Here is a 14,053-nt window from a genome sequence, read left to right as displayed (position 1 = left end):
CCCGGTGGGCCGCTCAGGCCGCGACCGGGACCGTTCAGGCCGCAACCGTGACCGTGGGCACCAGCTCGGCGTAGAGCTGCTCAAGGGCGTCGATGTTGCGCGTGAGGGTGTAGCGCTCCAGCACCCGCGCGCGGGCACGGCGCCCCAGCTCGGCGGTCAGCACCGGCTGGTCCCGCAGCACCGGCAGCAGGGTGCGCAGCTGGGTGGTGACGCCCTGGGTGCTGATCACGATGCCGGCCCCGCCCTCCAGCACCTCGCCGTCGGCGCCGGCATCGGTGGCCACGCAGGCGGTGCCGCTGGCCATGGCCTCCAGCAGCGCCAGGCTGAGGCCCTCCACCAGGGAGGGCAGCAGGAACACCTCCGCCAGCTGCAGCAGCGCCAGCCGCCGGGCCCGCTCGGGCTCGTAGCCCCACCAGATCACCTGGTCCTCGGCGCCGATGGCCTGCTGCAGCGAGGGCCGCAGCGGGCCGTCGCCCACCACCACCAGCACGCAGCCCTGGGGCTGCACGAGCCGCCAGGCCCGCAGCAGCGCCTCCACGTTCTTCTCGGTGGCGATGCGGCCCATGTAGAGGAACACCCGCCGGCCGGCAAAGCGGTGGCGCAGCGCCGCCAGCTCCGCGGCCACGCCGCTGTCCGGGGGTTCCTGGCCGGCGGGGGCCCACTGCTGCGGATCCACGCCGTTGGGGATCACCGCCAGGCGGCTGCGCTTCACCCCCAGCCGGGCCAGCACCTCGGCCTGCAGCTCGGAGAACACGATCACCCGGTCGAAGCGGGCGAGCGACGGGGCATAGAGCTGGTAGGTGAGCTGCTGGGTGCCGGCGCTGAGGTTGCGCAGGCTGGCATCGAAGGCCGGGTGGAAGGTGGCCACCAGCGGCAGCCCCAGCTGCTGGCACAGATCCGGCAGCAGGAAGTCCAGCGGCGAGAGGGTGAGGCTGGCGTGCACCAGATCCGGCCGCAGCCGCTCCAGCGACTCGCGCAGCTCCCGCTGGGCCCCCGGCGACGGGATCGTGTACACCTGGGACTTCACCAGGTAGGGCAGGGCGACCTCCGGGGCCTCGGCGCTGCCCACCGGGTACACCGGGCCCTGGTCGGGGTGCTGCTCCGGCTCGTGGTCGTCGCGACGCAGCGGGAAGCCGGTGGGGGTGTCGAAGTGGATGAAGCTGATGCCGTGGCCGCGGCGTCGGAGGGCCTCGGTGATGGTCAGGCCGTAGGTGACGTTGCCGCAGAAGGGCGATTTCTTGCCCAGCCAGGCAATGTGAACCACGCCGCCGCGCCTCGCTCGAAAGAGAACGCTAGCAGCGTTTCCAGGGCCGCTCCAGCAGCGCCGCCACCAGGGCCAGGGCCGCCAGGACCCACAGCACCGGCAGCAGGCCGACGCGGCTCACCAGGGTGCCGGCCAGCACCAGGGGCAGGCTCAGGGCGATGTTGATCAGGTTGTTCTGCAGGCCGAACACCTTGCCGCGCTGGCTCTCGGGGGTGTCCTCCTGGATCGTGGTCTGGGCGGGGATCGCCAGCAGGGCCGCCCCCACGCCGAGCACGCCGCAGAGGGTGAGGGTGAGCAGCAGGCTGCCCCGCAGCTGGCCCAGCAGCACCAGGCTCCAGGCGATGGTGCCCAGGCCCGCGGAGGCCAGCACGCGTCGGTTGAAGCCATGGCCCACCTGGGCCACGGCCACCGCCCCCACCGCCAGGCCGGCTCCGCTCATGGCCAGCAGGGTGCCGAAGCGGGTGGGGCCCAGCCCCTGGATCGCCGAGGCCAGGCTGATCGACATCACGTAGAGGGCCGCCAGCAGGCTGTAGAGCAGCACCAGGTGGATCATCGAGCTGCGCACGCTGGGCAGGTCGCGCAGCACCTGCATGCCCTCGCCGATCTCCCGCCAGACGCTGGTGGTGCTGGCGGGCTTCACCTCCTCCTCCACCCGGATCCAGGCGATGAACAGGGCGGCCAGGCCGTAGCAGATCGGCAGCAGCACGAATTCGCCGTTGGCGATGCCCAGGCGCGCCAGGCCGTTCTGCAGCAGCCGCAGCACCGGATCGCCCAGGGCGAAGCCCACGATCGTGGCGCCCATGCTGGTGGCCTGGTAGAGCGAATTCGCCGCCAGCAGCTGGGGCGCCGGCACCAGCATCGGGATCGCCGCCTGTTCGGCCGGGGCGAAGAACTGGGTCAGCACCGATTCGAGAAAGGTGATCAGCAGCAGGCCCCAGTAGCCCCAGCTCAGCCCCAGCCAGTGGGGGCCATCCAGCAGGCAGAGGGGCACGAGCATCGCCAGGCCGGCGCGGATGCCGTTCGAGGCCACCATCACCTCGCGCTTGCGCCAGCGGTCGGCCCAGACCCCCGCCACCAGGCCCAGCAGCATGGCCGGGATCGTGTTGGCCACGTAGATCCCCGTGGCCAGCAGGGTGATCAGCTGGGCGCGGCTCTCGATGTCGAGCTTGAAGTGGCCGGCGGCCTCCGCCAGGGCGCCGCCGGCCGGGGGTGTGCTGCTCACCCAGTACTGGGCGATCAGGAACACCATCAACACGATGTAAAACTTGTCCGCCAGCTGGCTGAACACCTGGCCGAGCCACAGCTTGCGGAACTCCGGCAGCGCCAGGACCCCCTGGATGCCGGATGGTCTGGAGCCGGACGGTCTGGCGGTTCCGCTCAAGGGCTCCATCGGTTGCCGGACCCCGATGATGCCGCAGCAGGCCCCCCCGGCACGATCGCCTCGCGCACCAGGCGCCAGGCCCGGGGTGAGCGGGCCAGGTGCTCGCGGCCCCAGATCTCCACCAGCTGCAGCAGCCGCAGCCACACCGGCACGGGGCCCATCAGGCTGCCGTCGCGCTTGCGGGGCAGGGCGGGCCGCGGCAGCCGCTGCAGCAGGGCCAGCTCCGAGGCGTTCAGCACCAGCTGGGCCCCCGCCACGGCCCCCAGCACCAGGCCCTCGGCGGGGATCAGGCTGCAGCGCCAGCTCCAGTCGCCGAGGGGGGGCTCCAGCCGGGTGCCGCTGCGGGCGCAGTGGGCCAGGGGCAGGGCGTAGCCCCCCAGGGCCAGCAGGTGCACGCTGCCCTGCACCGCCAGGGCCAGGGCCTCCACGCCGTCGCTGCGCTCCTGCACCACCAGCTCCAGCCGCGCCAGCTGCAGCAGCAGGTCGTCGAGCAGGCCCGGCACGGCGACGCCCTCGGGCACCAGCTGCAGGCTCAGCTCCGCCAGGCCCTGGGCCGCCGCCAGGGTCTCCAGCCGCTGGGCCAGGGCGGCGAAGTTGCGCCGCACCTGCAGCTGGCGCACCCGCCGCAGGCCGCGGCCGCCGCCCACCTGCAGCTGCAGCACCGCCAGGGGCACCGCCGCCGCCAGGGAGCTCTTCGGCTTGCGGGCGCCGGGCACCGCCAGGCGCACCAGTCCGTCGCTGGCGCTGAGCAGGGTGAGCAGGCGATCGCTTTCGCCCAGGGGACCGGCCTTGAGCACCAGCCCCTCCAGGCGGCTGTCGGCGCTCACGGTGCGGGGGGCTCGCCGGATTCGGCCCCCGCCGCCGTGCGGCCGCCGCCCTGGCGCAGGGCCTGCATCAGCGCCACGCCGCGGCTGGTGCCCAGGCGGCTGGCGCCGGCCTCCACCAGGGCCAGCGCCTGCTCCAGATCGGCGATGCCGCCGGAGGCCTTGATCCCGGCCCGGCCCCGGGCCAGCTCCCGCAGCCGCCGCACCTGCTCCACGCTGGCGGCCGGGCCGAAGCCGCTGCCGGTCTTGAGATAACTGGCGCCCACATCGATTGCGGCGGCCACCGCCAGCTCCAGGGCCTCGGGGGCCAGGCGACCGGCCTCCAGGATCACCTTCACCGGCAGGCCCAGCTCCACGATCGGGGCCAGGTCCTGGCAGAAAGCGCTGCTGTCGCCATCGGCCAGGGCCCCGAAATCGGGCACCACATCCAGCTCGTCCGCCCCGGCGGCGGCGGCCCATTCGGCCTCGGCCCGCTTGATGGCCGCCGGGATGGCGCCAAAGGGAAAGCCCACCACCCCCACGAGCCGGGTGAGGGAGCCGCTGCTGCCCAGGCGCTCACGGGCCACCGGCAGCCAGCGTGACGCCACGCACACGCCGCCAAAGCCGAAGTGGCGGGCTTCGTCGCAGCAGCGCCGGATCGCCTCGCTGCCCACGTGGGGATCCAGCAGGGCGTGGTCGATCAGGGGGGCGAGGTCGGGGAGGTCGCGGGCCACGGGCTCAGGAAACCGGCCGAAGGCCGGCTGAGACCGGCACGGCCTCTGGGGGCCGTGCCGGATCGGTGGGGGCAGTCTCCCCCGGCCCGCTCAGGATTCCCGCGCCTGGATCACGCCGAAGCCACCGTGGTTGCGGTGATACACCACCTGCAGCTCCCCGCTCTCGGCGTCGCGGAACAGGTAGAAGTCGTGGTCGATCAGCTCCAGCTGGTGCAGGGCGTCGTCCAGGCTCATCGGCGGCATGGCGAAATATTTACGGCGCACGCCGGGGCTGGGCAGTTCCGCCTCCTTGCCGTCGGTGAGGCTGGCTCCGGGGGGCGGCAGGGTGGCGGCGCCGGCCTCCTCGTCGCGGGCGGAGCGGTGCACCGGACCCTGGTGCTGCTCCTGCAGCCGGTCCTTGAAGCGCCGCAGCTGGCGGGTCAGCTTGTCGGCCACCAGATCGATGCTGGCGTAGAGGTTCTCGCTGCGCTCCTGGGCCCGGATCACGGTGCCGTTGGCGAAGACCGTCACTTCTGCGGTCTGCTGCGGCACCCGCGGATTGCGGGCCACCGAGAGGTGCACATCGGCCTCCTTGACCAGGCCGTTGAAGTTGCCGATCGCGCGCGTCAGCTTCTCCTCCGTGTAGTCGTGAATGGCCGGCGTCACGTCCAGATTGCGGCCGTGGATCAGAAGCTTCATCCCAGTGCTCCCAGGCTTCGGGGACGCCCCAACGCTAGGAACGGTGGGTGAAAACCCCAGCCGCTGACGCAATCTGTTTCCAATCTCCAGGCCCGGTGGACTACGCCACGGGCTGGGGCTGGCAGCGGCAGCTGCAGGCGCGGTTGCTGGCGGATCCGGCCGGCCCCGACGCGGTGCTGCTGCTGGAGCACGAGCCCTGCTACACCCTGGGCCGCGGCGCCAGTGAGGCCTTCCTGGGCTTCGATCCGGCCGCGCCGCCGGCGCCCCTGTTCCGCATCGATCGGGGCGGTGAGGTGACCCACCACGTCCCGGGTCAGCTGGTGCTCTACCCGGTGCTCAACCTGCAGCGCCACGGCGCCGACCTGCACCTCTACCTGCGGGAGCTGGAGGGGGTGGTGCTGGATCTGCTGGCGGAGCTGGGGCTGGAGGGGGAGCGGGTGGCGGGGCTCACCGGCGTGTGGCTGGAGGGCCGCAAGCTGGCGGCCATCGGCGTGGGGGCGCGGCGCTGGATCAGCCAGCACGGCCTGGCCCTCAACGTGGACTGCGACCTGGCCGGCTTCGGCGCGATCGTGCCCTGCGGCATCGCCGATCGGCCCGTGGGGCGCCTGCTGGACTGGCGGCCGGAGCTCACGGCGGCGCAGCTGCGGCCCCGGCTGCTGGCGGCCTTCGCCCGGCGTTTCAACCTGGCGCTCCGTCCCCCTCGGGCCCCCGAAATCCTGCAGGGGTTGTAACGATGCCCCTCAGTCCGCCACCGCGCTGAGCGCGCCCACCGAGATGGCCCCCTCCACCCGGAGCTCCAGCCGCGCCGAAATCCATTGGAGCGCCGATCGCAGCGATCACCGCGCCCTGGCCCTGCGCGACGACTGGAGCGGCATCAGCGGCCTCGAGCAGCTCTGGCCGACGCTGGCGGAGCGCTACGGCGCGGCGGTGGCCGTGGAGGCCCCCCACGCCAAGCCGCCGGAAACCCTCAGCTACAGCGAGCTGCAGCAGCGGATCGACCAGGCCGCGGCGGCCTTCGCGGCCCTGGGGGTGCGGTCGGGCGACGTGGTGGCCCTGTTCGCCGAGAACGGCCCCCGCTGGCTGGTGGCCGACCAGGGTCTGATGCGTGCCGGCGCCGCCGACGCCGTGCGGGGCAGCGCCGCCCCGGCCGAGGAGCTGCGCTACATCCTCAGGGACTCCGGCGCCATCGGTCTGGTGGTGGAGTCGGCGGCGCTGCTGCGGCAGCTGGCCCTGGGCTCCGAGGAGCTGGGGCAGCTGCGCTTCGTGCTGGTGCTGGAGGGGGAGGGGGGCGCCGAGGCGCCGGTGGTGCCCTGCCTCGGCTGGGCCGACTTCCTGGCCCGCGGCGCCCAGGCGCCCGTGCCGCCCTGGCCCACGGGCGGCGAGGAGCGGCTGGCGACCCTGCTCTACACCTCGGGCACCACGGGCCAGCCCAAGGGCGTGCCCCTCAGCCACGCCAACCTGCTGCACCAGATCCGCACCCTGGGCGTGGCGGTGGCGCCCCGGCCCGGCGACCACGTGCTCAGCGTGCTGCCGATCTGGCACGCCTATGAGCGCACCGCCGAATACCTGCTGCTCAGCTGCGGTTGCCGCCAGACCTACACGACCCTTCGGCACCTCAAGGCGGATCTACAGCGGGTGCGGCCCCAGTATCTGATCAGCGTGCCGCGGCTGTGGGAGGCCCTGCTGGCCGGCTTCGAGGATGCCGTGGCCGCCATGCCGCCGGGCCGCCAGCGCCTGCTGGGCCGGGCCCTGGCCATCAGCCGCTTCCACAGCGCCCAGAAGCGCCGCGCCCGCGACCTCACCCTCAGCCCCCATGGCCCCCTGGATCGGCTGGCCGGTGCGGCCCTGGCGGCGGGCAGCTGGCCCCTGCATGCCCTGGCGGCGCGCCTGTTCTGGCCCAAGGTGCGGACCCAGCTGGCCGGCGGTCGGCTGGGGACGGCCATCAGCGGCGGCGGCGCCCTGGCTCCCCACGTGGACGGCTTCTTCGAGGCGATCGGCATCGAGCTGCTGGTGGGCTACGGCCTCACCGAGACGGCACCGGTGCTCACCTGCCGCCGCCCCTGGGCCAACCGCCGCGGCAGCGCCGGCCAGCCCCTGCCGGGCACGGCCCTCAAGATCGTGGAGCTGGAGGGCCGCGCCACCCTCGGCTGGGGCGAGCGGGGCCGGGTGCTGGCCCGGGGGCCCCAGGTGATGGCGGGCTACTTCGGTAAGCCGGAGGCCACCGCCAAGGTGATCGACGCCGAGGGCTGGTTCGACACCGGCGACCTGGGCCACCTGCTGAGCGATGGCTCCCTCGTGCTCACCGGCCGGGCCAAGGACACGATCGTGCTCAGCAGCGGCGAGAACATCGAGCCCGGTCCCCTGGAGGAGGAACTGGCGGCCTGCTCTCTGGTGGAGCAGGTGATGCTGGTGGGCCAGGACCGGCGCCAGCTGGGCGCCCTGATCGTGCCGCGGCCCGAGCCCCTGGCGGCCTTCGCCCGGGAGCAGGGGCTGACCCCGCCGCCGGCCTTCCCCGACGGCTCCCCCGCCGGCGCCGAGGCGGCGCTGCTCAAGGCGCTCACCGGCCGGCTCAACCGCCGCCTGGCGGCCCGGCCCGGCTCCCGGCCCGACGAGCGCCTGGGGAGCGTGGCCCTGGTGGAGCCCTTCAGCATCGAGAACGGCCTGCTCACCCAGACCCTCAAGCAGAAGCGCGACCGCATCACCCAGCGGGATGCCGCGGCGATCGAGGCGATCTACGGCCGCTGACCCCGTGGTCCCGCGGGGCAGGGCCGGGTGGTGCCGTGCGGTGGGGTTGCGGCTGCAGCTGGGGCGCCGGGCGGCCCCGGGTGCGGCGATCCGGCCGTTGACCCCCAGGATCCCGGCTGACAGCCTGGGCTCTGCTTTTTTGCTTCCATGGCCGACGGCTCCCTCTCGATCAAGCGCTCGATCACGGTGCGGGCCGTGGTGACCCCCCGCTGGAAGGAGGACGCCGAGCGGGAGCTGAGCAACGCCATCGCCGGCAGCGACGGCCAGCTGGCCCAGCTGGAGCAGGAGGGCCAGCAGGTGGTGGACGCGATCCGCAGCCAGAGCGCCAACCCCCTCGATCCCCGCGTGTCGGAGCAGGTGGCCTCGGTGCAGGAGCAGGTGGCCGCCAAGCGGGCCGAACTCGAGGAGCAGAAGCGCCAGCTGCTGGAGCAGCAGCGCCAGGTGCGCGAGCTGGAGCTGGAGCAGATCGTGGAGCAGGGCCAGCTGGAGAGCTTCACCGACGTGCGGGTGGGCGACAACCTGGTGGAGAAGCTGCAGGTGGCGGTGGTGGTGCGCGACGGCGTGATCGAGGCGATCGAGGGCGCCTGAGCCCGGCCGGAGCGGGCGCCCGGCGGCTCCATCCCCCCGCCGGGCCGCGCCCGCAGGCCAGCGGGTCGCGTCCGCAAGCCACGTAAAATCCGCCCCAATTGCGCGGCAGACCTCCGTTGGCCACCCACGAAATCTTCATGCCGGCCCTCTCCTCCACCATGACGGAGGGCAAGATCGTGGAGTGGCTGAAGAAGCCCGGCGACAAGGTCGCCCGCGGCGAGTCGGTGCTGGTGGTGGAGTCGGACAAGGCCGACATGGACGTGGAGTCGTTCAATGAGGGCTTCCTGGCAGCCGTGCTGATGCCGGCCGGCGGCACGGCTCCGGTGGGCGAGACCATCGGCCTGATCGTGGAGACCGAGGCCGAGATCGCCGAGGCGGCGGCCAAGGCTCCGGCCGCCGGATCCGCCGCTGCGGCACCCGCTGCGGCACCCGCTGCGGCCCCAGCCCCTGCCGCTCCCGCGCCGGCTCCGGTGGCCGCAGCGGCTCCTGCTCCGGTTCCCGTCGCGGCCCCCGCTGCCGTGGCTCCCGCCCCCGCCCCGGTGGCCTCCGGCCGGGTGGTGGCGTCGCCCCGGGCCAAGAAGCTGGCGGCCCAGCACGGCGTGGCCCTCGAGACCCTGCGGGGCAGCGGCCCCCACGGCCGCATCCAGGCGGAGGACGTGGAGCGGGCCCTGGGGCTGACCGTGGCCGTGCCGCGGGTGGCCGAGGGCTCGGGCCCCGCTGTGGCGGCTGCCGGTAACGGGACCGCCGCCCCTGGCGCCGCGGCTCCGGCGGCCGCCCCCGCCGGCCAGAGCTTCGGGCGCCCCGGCGAGAGCGTGGCCTTCAACACCCTGCAGGCGGCGGTGGTGCGCAACATGAACGCCAGCCTGGCGGTTCCCACCTTCCACGTGGGCTACACGATCACCACCGATCGGCTGGATGCCTTCTACAAGCAGGTCAAGGCCAAGGGCGTGACCATGACGGCGCTGCTGGCCAAGGCCGTGGGCGTGGTGCTGGCCCGCCATCCCCAGGTGAATGCCGCCGCCAGCGACACCGCCATGATCTACCCCGGCGCCGTGAACGTGGCCGTGGCCGTGGCCATGGACGACGGCGGTCTGATCACGCCGGTGCTGGCCAATGCCGACCGCACGGACCTCTACTCCCTGGCCCGCAACTGGGCCGACCTGGTGGCCCGCTCCCGCAGCAAGCAGCTCAAGCCCGAGGAGTACAGCACCGGCACCTTCACCCTCTCCAACCTGGGCATGTTCGGGGTGGATCGCTTCGACGCGATCCTGCCGCCGGGCACCGGCGCGATCCTGGCGGTGGCCGCCTCCCGTCCCACGGTGGTGGCGGGCAAGGACGGCTCGATCCGCGTCCGCAACCAGATGCAGGTGAACCTCACCGCCGACCACCGCGTGATCTACGGAACCCACGCCGCCGCCTTCCTCAAGGATCTCGCCCAGCTGATCGAGACCAACCCCGAGAGCCTGGCCCTCTGAGTGCAGCGGGGTGCCCATGCTCCCCGTTGTCTCGCCTTCGCGCTCGATGCCCTCGATGGATCCCGCTGATCTGCGGCTCTCCAGCTACGACTTCCACCTGCCGGAAGAGCGGATCGCCCAGCGGCCGGTGGAACCCCGCCATGCCGCACGGCTGTTGGTGGTGGATCCCGCGGGCGTGGGCTCAGCCCCCCACGCACGCCATCGCACGGCCTGGGACCTCCAGGAGGAGCTGCGGCCGGGCGATCTGCTGGTGGTGAACGACACCCGGGTGCTGCGGGCGCGGCTGGAGGCGCGCCGGCCCACGGGCGGCGCGGTGGAGCTGCTGGTGCTGGAGCCCTGGCAGCCGCTGCCGTCAGCCTCGGCCACCGAGGCGGAGGGGGTGGCGCCGGCCCCCGGCCAGTGGCTCTGCCTGGCCAAGCCGGCCAAGAAACTCAGGCCCGGCGACTGGCTGGAGCTGGTGGCAGATGGTCAGCCGCCCCTGGCGGTGCAGGTTCTCGGCAGTGATCCGAGCACCGGCGGCCGCATCGTGCAGTTTCCGCCGGAGTGCCGGGATGCGGCGGCCCTGGAGCCGCTGCTGGTGCGCTACGGCGCCATTCCCCTTCCCCCCTACATCCACGAGCACGATCCCAGCGACAACGAGCGCTACCAGACCCGCTACGCCGCCCGGCCCGGTGCCGTGGCCGCCCCCACCGCCGGGCTGCACCTCAGTGATGCGCTTCTGGAGGCGATCCGGGCGCGGGGGGTGGAGTTGGCCACCACCACCCTGCACGTGGGGCTGGGCACGTTCCGGCCGGTGGAAGCCGAAGACCTGCGCCACCTCGAGCTGCACAGCGAATGGGTGGAGGTCACCCCCCGCTTGGTGGAGGCCGTGGCCGCCTGCCGCGCCCGTGGCGGCCGGGTGATCGCCATCGGCACCACCTCGGTGCGCAGCCTGGAGGCGGTGGCCCAGCTGCACGGGGGCGATCTGCGCCCCCACACCGGCCCGGTGAACCTGGTGATCCAGCCCGGCTACCGCTTTGCCGTGGTGCAGGGGCTGCTCACCAACTTCCACCTGCCCAAGAGCTCCCTGCTGCTGTTGGTGAGTGCCCTGATCGGCCGCGAGCGGCTGCTCGCCCTCTACGCCGAGGCGATCGAGCGCGAGTACCGCTTCTTCTCCTTCGGCGATGCCATGTGGATCGCGCCGGAGGCGGTGCTCAGCAGCGCGCAGCCCACGGGATCAGCCTAAGGTCACCCGGGCATGGTGCTCGTCGGCCTTGGCGGCTGGCGGACGCTGGCGGGTCTCAAGGAGTCGCCAGCCCGCCACCGCCAGTCCAGCGCCGAGGGCCAACAGCAGCAGGTCCCGCAGCCAGCCGGGCAGCCTGCCCGCCAGGTTTTCCGGAAGTGGGGTGCCTTTGGGGTCGGGCCCGTAGGCCACCTGGCAGGCGGCATTGAGCAGCTGGGCCTGGGCGGCCGTGCTGGGCACCTGGCCGTCGAGCAGGCCCTGCTGGCAGTTGGCGGCCCCCTTGATCGGCGGGCTGTCGGCGATGGCGTAGCTGAAGTCGGCGCCGCCTGTGCCCACCGAGTCCACGGTGGCGTAATTCAGCTGGTAGTCGCTGTCGGGCACCTCAATCACCGGCGACTGTTGCTCGGAGGCGGCGTTGACCAGGGAGCTGATCACATCGGCACCGGCCAGGGCCGCCAGGCCCCAGCCCAGCGATGAGCCCCCCCACCAACCCCAGGTGTCGGGGCTCCAGTTGTACCAGCCATAGCCCCAGGGCCGGCTGCCCCAGTACCCCCCATCGGCCCAGCTGGTGTTCCAGCCGCCGTAGTTGCGGTTGTAGAAGTTGGCCTCGCGGTTGACCTGGCCGTTGAGGCGAGTGCTGTCCAGGTTGCCCCAGCTGCGGTTGCCGCCACCCTGGTTGAAACGCCGGAACTGGTCGGCGGAGATGTTGTGGCCGGTCCAGGCGGTGCGGCTGCCGGCTCCATAGAGGGGATGGCTGCCGCCGTAGCCCGGACTCAGGTCCCGATCCGTGGCTCGGTACGCCGGTGCGGCGCGCTCGATCGGCGCAGCTCGCTCAACTGGCGCCGATTCCATCCGGGGTGCTGATTCAACCCGTGGCGCTGATTCGACTCTGGGGGCGCTGAAGTGGTAGCCGCCCCCGCCCCCGCGGCTGAAGCTGCCCCCACTGAAGCCGCCGCCCCCGTGAAACCCCCCACCCCCGTCACCACCCCTGCGCGCCTCCGCCGTCAGCGGGGCACCCACCGCTCCGACCAACAGGGCGGCACTGAGGGCAAGGGTGGTGGGCTTGAACATCCGGGCGACAGCAGATCAGACCCTTGGATGGTCTGCAACAGCGGAGATCCAGTCAGCGCTTCTGGAACGATTGTTGATGTCCCAGGTCCAGGGTGCCCCGGGGTGACGACAAAAAAGCCCCCGGGATCACCGGGGGCCATGGGGTAGGAGAGCTCAGTGCTCGCCTACCGTCGTCGCTCAGGCGGCGGCCAGGTTGGCGGCCACGAAGTCCCAGTTCACCAGCTTGTCGAGGAAGGTGGTGATGTAGTCGGGGCGGCGGTTCTGGTAGTCGAGGTAGTAGGCGTGCTCCCACACATCCATGGTGAGCAGGGCCTTCTGGCCGTGGGCCAGGGGCAGATCGGCGTTGGCGGTCTTGGTCACCTTGAGGGTGCCGTTGTCGAGCACCAGCCAGGCCCAGCCGCTGCCGAACTGGGTGGCGCCGGCGGCCTTGAACGCTTCAACGAACTTCTCGAAGCTGCCGAAATCGGCGTTGATCTTGTCGAGCAGGGCGCCCGTGGGGGTGCCGCCGCCGCCCGGCTTGATGCACTGCCAGTAGAAGCTGTGGTTCCACACCTGGGCGGCGTTGTTGAACACCCCGGCCTTGCTGGCGTCACCGGCCACGGCGGTGATGGTCTCGTCCAGGCTCTTGCCCTCCAGCTCGGTGCCGGCCACCAGGTTGTTGAGGTTGGTCACGTAAGCGTTGTGGTGCTTGCCGTGGTGGAACTCGAGGGTCTGGCGGGAGATGTGGGGCTCGAGCGCATCGAGGCCGTAGGGCAGCGCGGGCAGCGTGTGAGCCATGGGGTTGGGAAAAGCTTGGGGACAGCCCGCCGTGGCGGGCGTGGGCTGGATTGGACGTGGGCTGGACCTCGCCGGGGCAAGGCGCCGAGGCCAGGCGCTGATCCGATCGGCGCACCGTCGCTGACGGAGCCCGGAGCCGTGATCTTAATGATCACATCCGGTGGCGAGGGTCGCCCGCCGTGTCGAAAAAACCGCCCGCTGCTGCTAAGGCAGCGCGGGCGCTTGGGGGCTGGAAGCCGCTCAGTTGCCGACCTTGAGCAGCTCCACCTCGAAGATCAGGGTGGCGTTGGGGGGGATGACGCCGCCGGCGCCGCGCTCGCCGTAGGCCAGATCCGAGGGGATCACCAGCTTGCGCTTGCCGCCCACGCGCATGCCGGCGACGCCCTCATCCCAGCCCTTGATCACCCGGCCGGCGCCGAGGGGGAAGGAGAAGGGGCCGCGGCCGTAGCTGCTGTCGAATTCCTTGCCGCTCTCCAGGGTGCCGCGGTAGTTCACCGAGACGTTCTGGCCGGAGCTGGCTTCGGGGCCGTCGCCGATCACCAGGTCGGTGATGCGCAGGCCGCTGGGGGTGACGCGCTCCTTGGCGGCCACCATGTCGCCGCCGAGGGCGCTGGCGCCGGAGCTGGCGATCTGGGGGTCGGGGCTGTCGCTGGCCATGGCAAAGAGGGTGGGGTTGGGGTCGTCGGGATCGAGCTCGAAACCGCGGGCGGCGCTCACCACTGCAGGCGCTGCAACGGCAGCCGCAGGGCTGGCGGGGACGGCGGCGGCCACGGTGGAGGGGGCCACCAGCTGGCTCACCAGGGCCAGGAGCAGGCAGGCCACGCAGACCGCCGAACTGATCAGGATGTCGCGCATGGCAGGGCAGGTGGCGCCGTGAATCAGGGATTCTGCCAGCGCCTGCCCGGCGCGGGGCTGTGGCCTCAGTCGCTGAACTCCTGGGCGCTGCCGCCGGCCGGCCCGCCGGTGCGCAGCTGGCGCAGGCCCTGCTCGAGCCGATCGATGCGGCCCCGCAGTTCGTCCACCTCCCGCTGGCGGGCCAGGCCCACGTCCTGCAGCAGCTGATCGAGGTTGCGCTCCAGCTGCCGCTCGGTCTGCCGTTCTAGGTCCGGGTTCTCACCGCGCAGGCTGGCCAGCACGTCGTCCACCAGGGCGCTGGCCTGGGCGGGATCGAGGCGGCCGCTGCTCACCCAGGCCTGGGTGACGGACCGCAGCCGATCCGCCACCAGGGAGGTGGTGCCAAGGCCGCGCAGCAGAAGCTGCTGGAGGGGGTTGGTGGGGTCCATGGCGCGGTGGCCGCTGCTCAGCTGCCACTGAC

Annotated in this window: 14 protein-coding genes; 5 read left to right on the top strand and 9 right to left on the bottom strand. The window is 72.6% G+C overall.

All coding sequences use genetic code 11. The features are described from left to right. Positions 1–34 precede the first annotated feature (34 nt). The 5 genes from ACLV7J_RS06195 to hpf form a co-directional block, all read right to left on the bottom strand. Positions 35–1,264: a glycosyltransferase family 4 protein gene (locus tag ACLV7J_RS06195; protein ID WP_411868241.1), complete on the bottom strand. Its 1,230-nt coding sequence runs from the start codon at positions 1,262–1,264 to the stop codon at positions 35–37. 28 nt (positions 1,265–1,292) lie between these two features. Beyond that, positions 1,293–2,654 (bottom strand): MFS transporter, encoded by a 1,362-nt coding sequence (locus tag ACLV7J_RS06190; protein WP_411868240.1) that lies wholly within the window; start codon positions 2,652–2,654, stop codon positions 1,293–1,295. Continuing rightward, positions 2,642–3,472 (bottom strand): DNA repair protein RecO, encoded by an 831-nt coding sequence (recO, locus tag ACLV7J_RS06185; protein WP_411868239.1) that lies wholly within the window; start codon positions 3,470–3,472, stop codon positions 2,642–2,644. Before recO ends, ACLV7J_RS06190 begins: the two co-directional genes overlap by 13 nt. Continuing rightward, the gene (gene deoC, locus ACLV7J_RS06180) at positions 3,469–4,182 is read right to left on the bottom strand and encodes a deoxyribose-phosphate aldolase (protein WP_411868238.1); all 714 of its coding nucleotides are present in this window, start codon (positions 4,180–4,182) and stop codon (positions 3,469–3,471) included. Before deoC ends, recO begins: the two co-directional genes overlap by 4 nt. A 90-nt stretch (positions 4,183–4,272) precedes the next feature. After that, entirely contained in the window at positions 4,273–4,860 is a 588-nt protein-coding gene (gene hpf / locus ACLV7J_RS06175) for a ribosome hibernation-promoting factor, HPF/YfiA family (protein ID WP_411868237.1), read from the bottom strand. Positions 4,861–4,931: 71 nt separating this feature from the next. Between hpf and lipB the strand changes: the two genes are divergently transcribed. The 5 genes from lipB to queA all read left to right on the top strand — a co-directional run bounded on the left by lipB (position 4,932) and on the right by queA (position 10,893). Continuing rightward, positions 4,932–5,591: a lipoyl(octanoyl) transferase LipB gene (gene lipB, locus ACLV7J_RS06170; protein WP_411868389.1), complete on the top strand. Its 660-nt coding sequence runs from the start codon at positions 4,932–4,934 to the stop codon at positions 5,589–5,591. A gap of 43 nt (positions 5,592–5,634) precedes the next feature. After that, a complete protein-coding gene (locus tag ACLV7J_RS06165) occupies positions 5,635–7,605 on the top strand; it encodes an AMP-binding protein (protein ID WP_411868236.1) in 1,971 nt (656 codons plus the stop codon). 147 nt (positions 7,606–7,752) lie between these two features. After that, positions 7,753–8,193, top strand: coding sequence for a YlqD family protein (locus ACLV7J_RS06160; RefSeq protein ID WP_411868235.1), 441 nt, complete (start codon positions 7,753–7,755; stop codon positions 8,191–8,193). Positions 8,194–8,309: 116 nt separating this feature from the next. Continuing rightward, positions 8,310–9,668 carry a dihydrolipoamide acetyltransferase family protein gene (locus tag ACLV7J_RS06155; RefSeq protein WP_411868234.1) on the top strand — a complete coding sequence of 453 codons (1,359 nt, stop codon included), beginning with the start codon at positions 8,310–8,312 and terminating at the stop codon, positions 9,666–9,668. Positions 9,669–9,723: 55 nt separating this feature from the next. After that, entirely contained in the window at positions 9,724–10,893 is a 1,170-nt protein-coding gene (queA, locus tag ACLV7J_RS06150) for a tRNA preQ1(34) S-adenosylmethionine ribosyltransferase-isomerase QueA (RefSeq protein WP_411868388.1), read from the top strand. On the opposite strand, the gene ACLV7J_RS06145 is transcribed toward queA, so the two are convergent. The 4 genes from ACLV7J_RS06145 to ACLV7J_RS06130 form a co-directional block, all read right to left on the bottom strand. Beyond that, positions 10,885–11,742: a hypothetical protein gene (locus ACLV7J_RS06145; RefSeq protein WP_411868233.1), complete on the bottom strand. Its 858-nt coding sequence runs from the start codon at positions 11,740–11,742 to the stop codon at positions 10,885–10,887. The two genes, queA and ACLV7J_RS06145, sit on opposite strands and share 9 nt — an antisense overlap. Before the next feature lie 396 nt (positions 11,743–12,138). Continuing rightward, the gene (locus ACLV7J_RS06140) at positions 12,139–12,738 is read right to left on the bottom strand and encodes a superoxide dismutase (protein WP_411868232.1); all 600 of its coding nucleotides are present in this window, start codon (positions 12,736–12,738) and stop codon (positions 12,139–12,141) included. Between the two features lie 240 nt (positions 12,739–12,978). Continuing rightward, positions 12,979–13,593, bottom strand: coding sequence for an FKBP-type peptidyl-prolyl cis-trans isomerase (locus ACLV7J_RS06135; protein WP_411868231.1), 615 nt, complete (start codon positions 13,591–13,593; stop codon positions 12,979–12,981). 65 nt (positions 13,594–13,658) lie between these two features. Continuing rightward, positions 13,659–14,021 carry a phasin family protein gene (locus tag ACLV7J_RS06130; protein WP_411868387.1) on the bottom strand — a complete coding sequence of 121 codons (363 nt, stop codon included), beginning with the start codon at positions 14,019–14,021 and terminating at the stop codon, positions 13,659–13,661. Between the last annotated feature and the right edge of the window lie 32 nt (positions 14,022–14,053).

This window comes from Vulcanococcus limneticus LL (assembly GCF_943369875.1).
In the GTDB taxonomy this organism is placed as follows: domain Bacteria; phylum Cyanobacteriota; class Cyanobacteriia; order PCC-6307; family Cyanobiaceae; genus Vulcanococcus; species Vulcanococcus limneticus_A.
This window is presented reverse-complemented; position numbering and strand designations above follow the sequence as displayed.

What these genes read in the sequence shown, in the direction of transcription:
- ACLV7J_RS06190 (WP_411868240.1), bottom strand. Translation starts at nt 2,654, where the DNA reads ATGGAGCCCTTGAGCGGAACCGCCAGACCGTCCGGCTCCAGACCATCC.
- ACLV7J_RS06140 (WP_411868232.1), bottom strand. Translation starts at nt 12,738, where the DNA reads ATGGCTCACACGCTGCCCGCGCTGCCCTACGGCCTCGATGCGCTCGAG.
- hpf (WP_411868237.1), bottom strand. Translation starts at nt 4,860, where the DNA reads ATGAAGCTTCTGATCCACGGCCGCAATCTGGACGTGACGCCGGCCATT.
- ACLV7J_RS06135 (WP_411868231.1), bottom strand. Translation starts at nt 13,593, where the DNA reads ATGCGCGACATCCTGATCAGTTCGGCGGTCTGCGTGGCCTGCCTGCTC.
- ACLV7J_RS06145 (WP_411868233.1), bottom strand. Translation starts at nt 11,742, where the DNA reads ATGGAATCGGCGCCAGTTGAGCGAGCTGCGCCGATCGAGCGCGCCGCA.
- ACLV7J_RS06130 (WP_411868387.1), bottom strand. Translation starts at nt 14,021, where the DNA reads ATGGACCCCACCAACCCCCTCCAGCAGCTTCTGCTGCGCGGCCTTGGC.
- queA (WP_411868388.1), top strand. Translation starts at nt 9,724, where the DNA reads ATGGATCCCGCTGATCTGCGGCTCTCCAGCTACGACTTCCACCTGCCG.
- ACLV7J_RS06160 (WP_411868235.1), top strand. Translation starts at nt 7,753, where the DNA reads ATGGCCGACGGCTCCCTCTCGATCAAGCGCTCGATCACGGTGCGGGCC.
- ACLV7J_RS06165 (WP_411868236.1), top strand. Translation starts at nt 5,635, where the DNA reads ATGGCCCCCTCCACCCGGAGCTCCAGCCGCGCCGAAATCCATTGGAGC.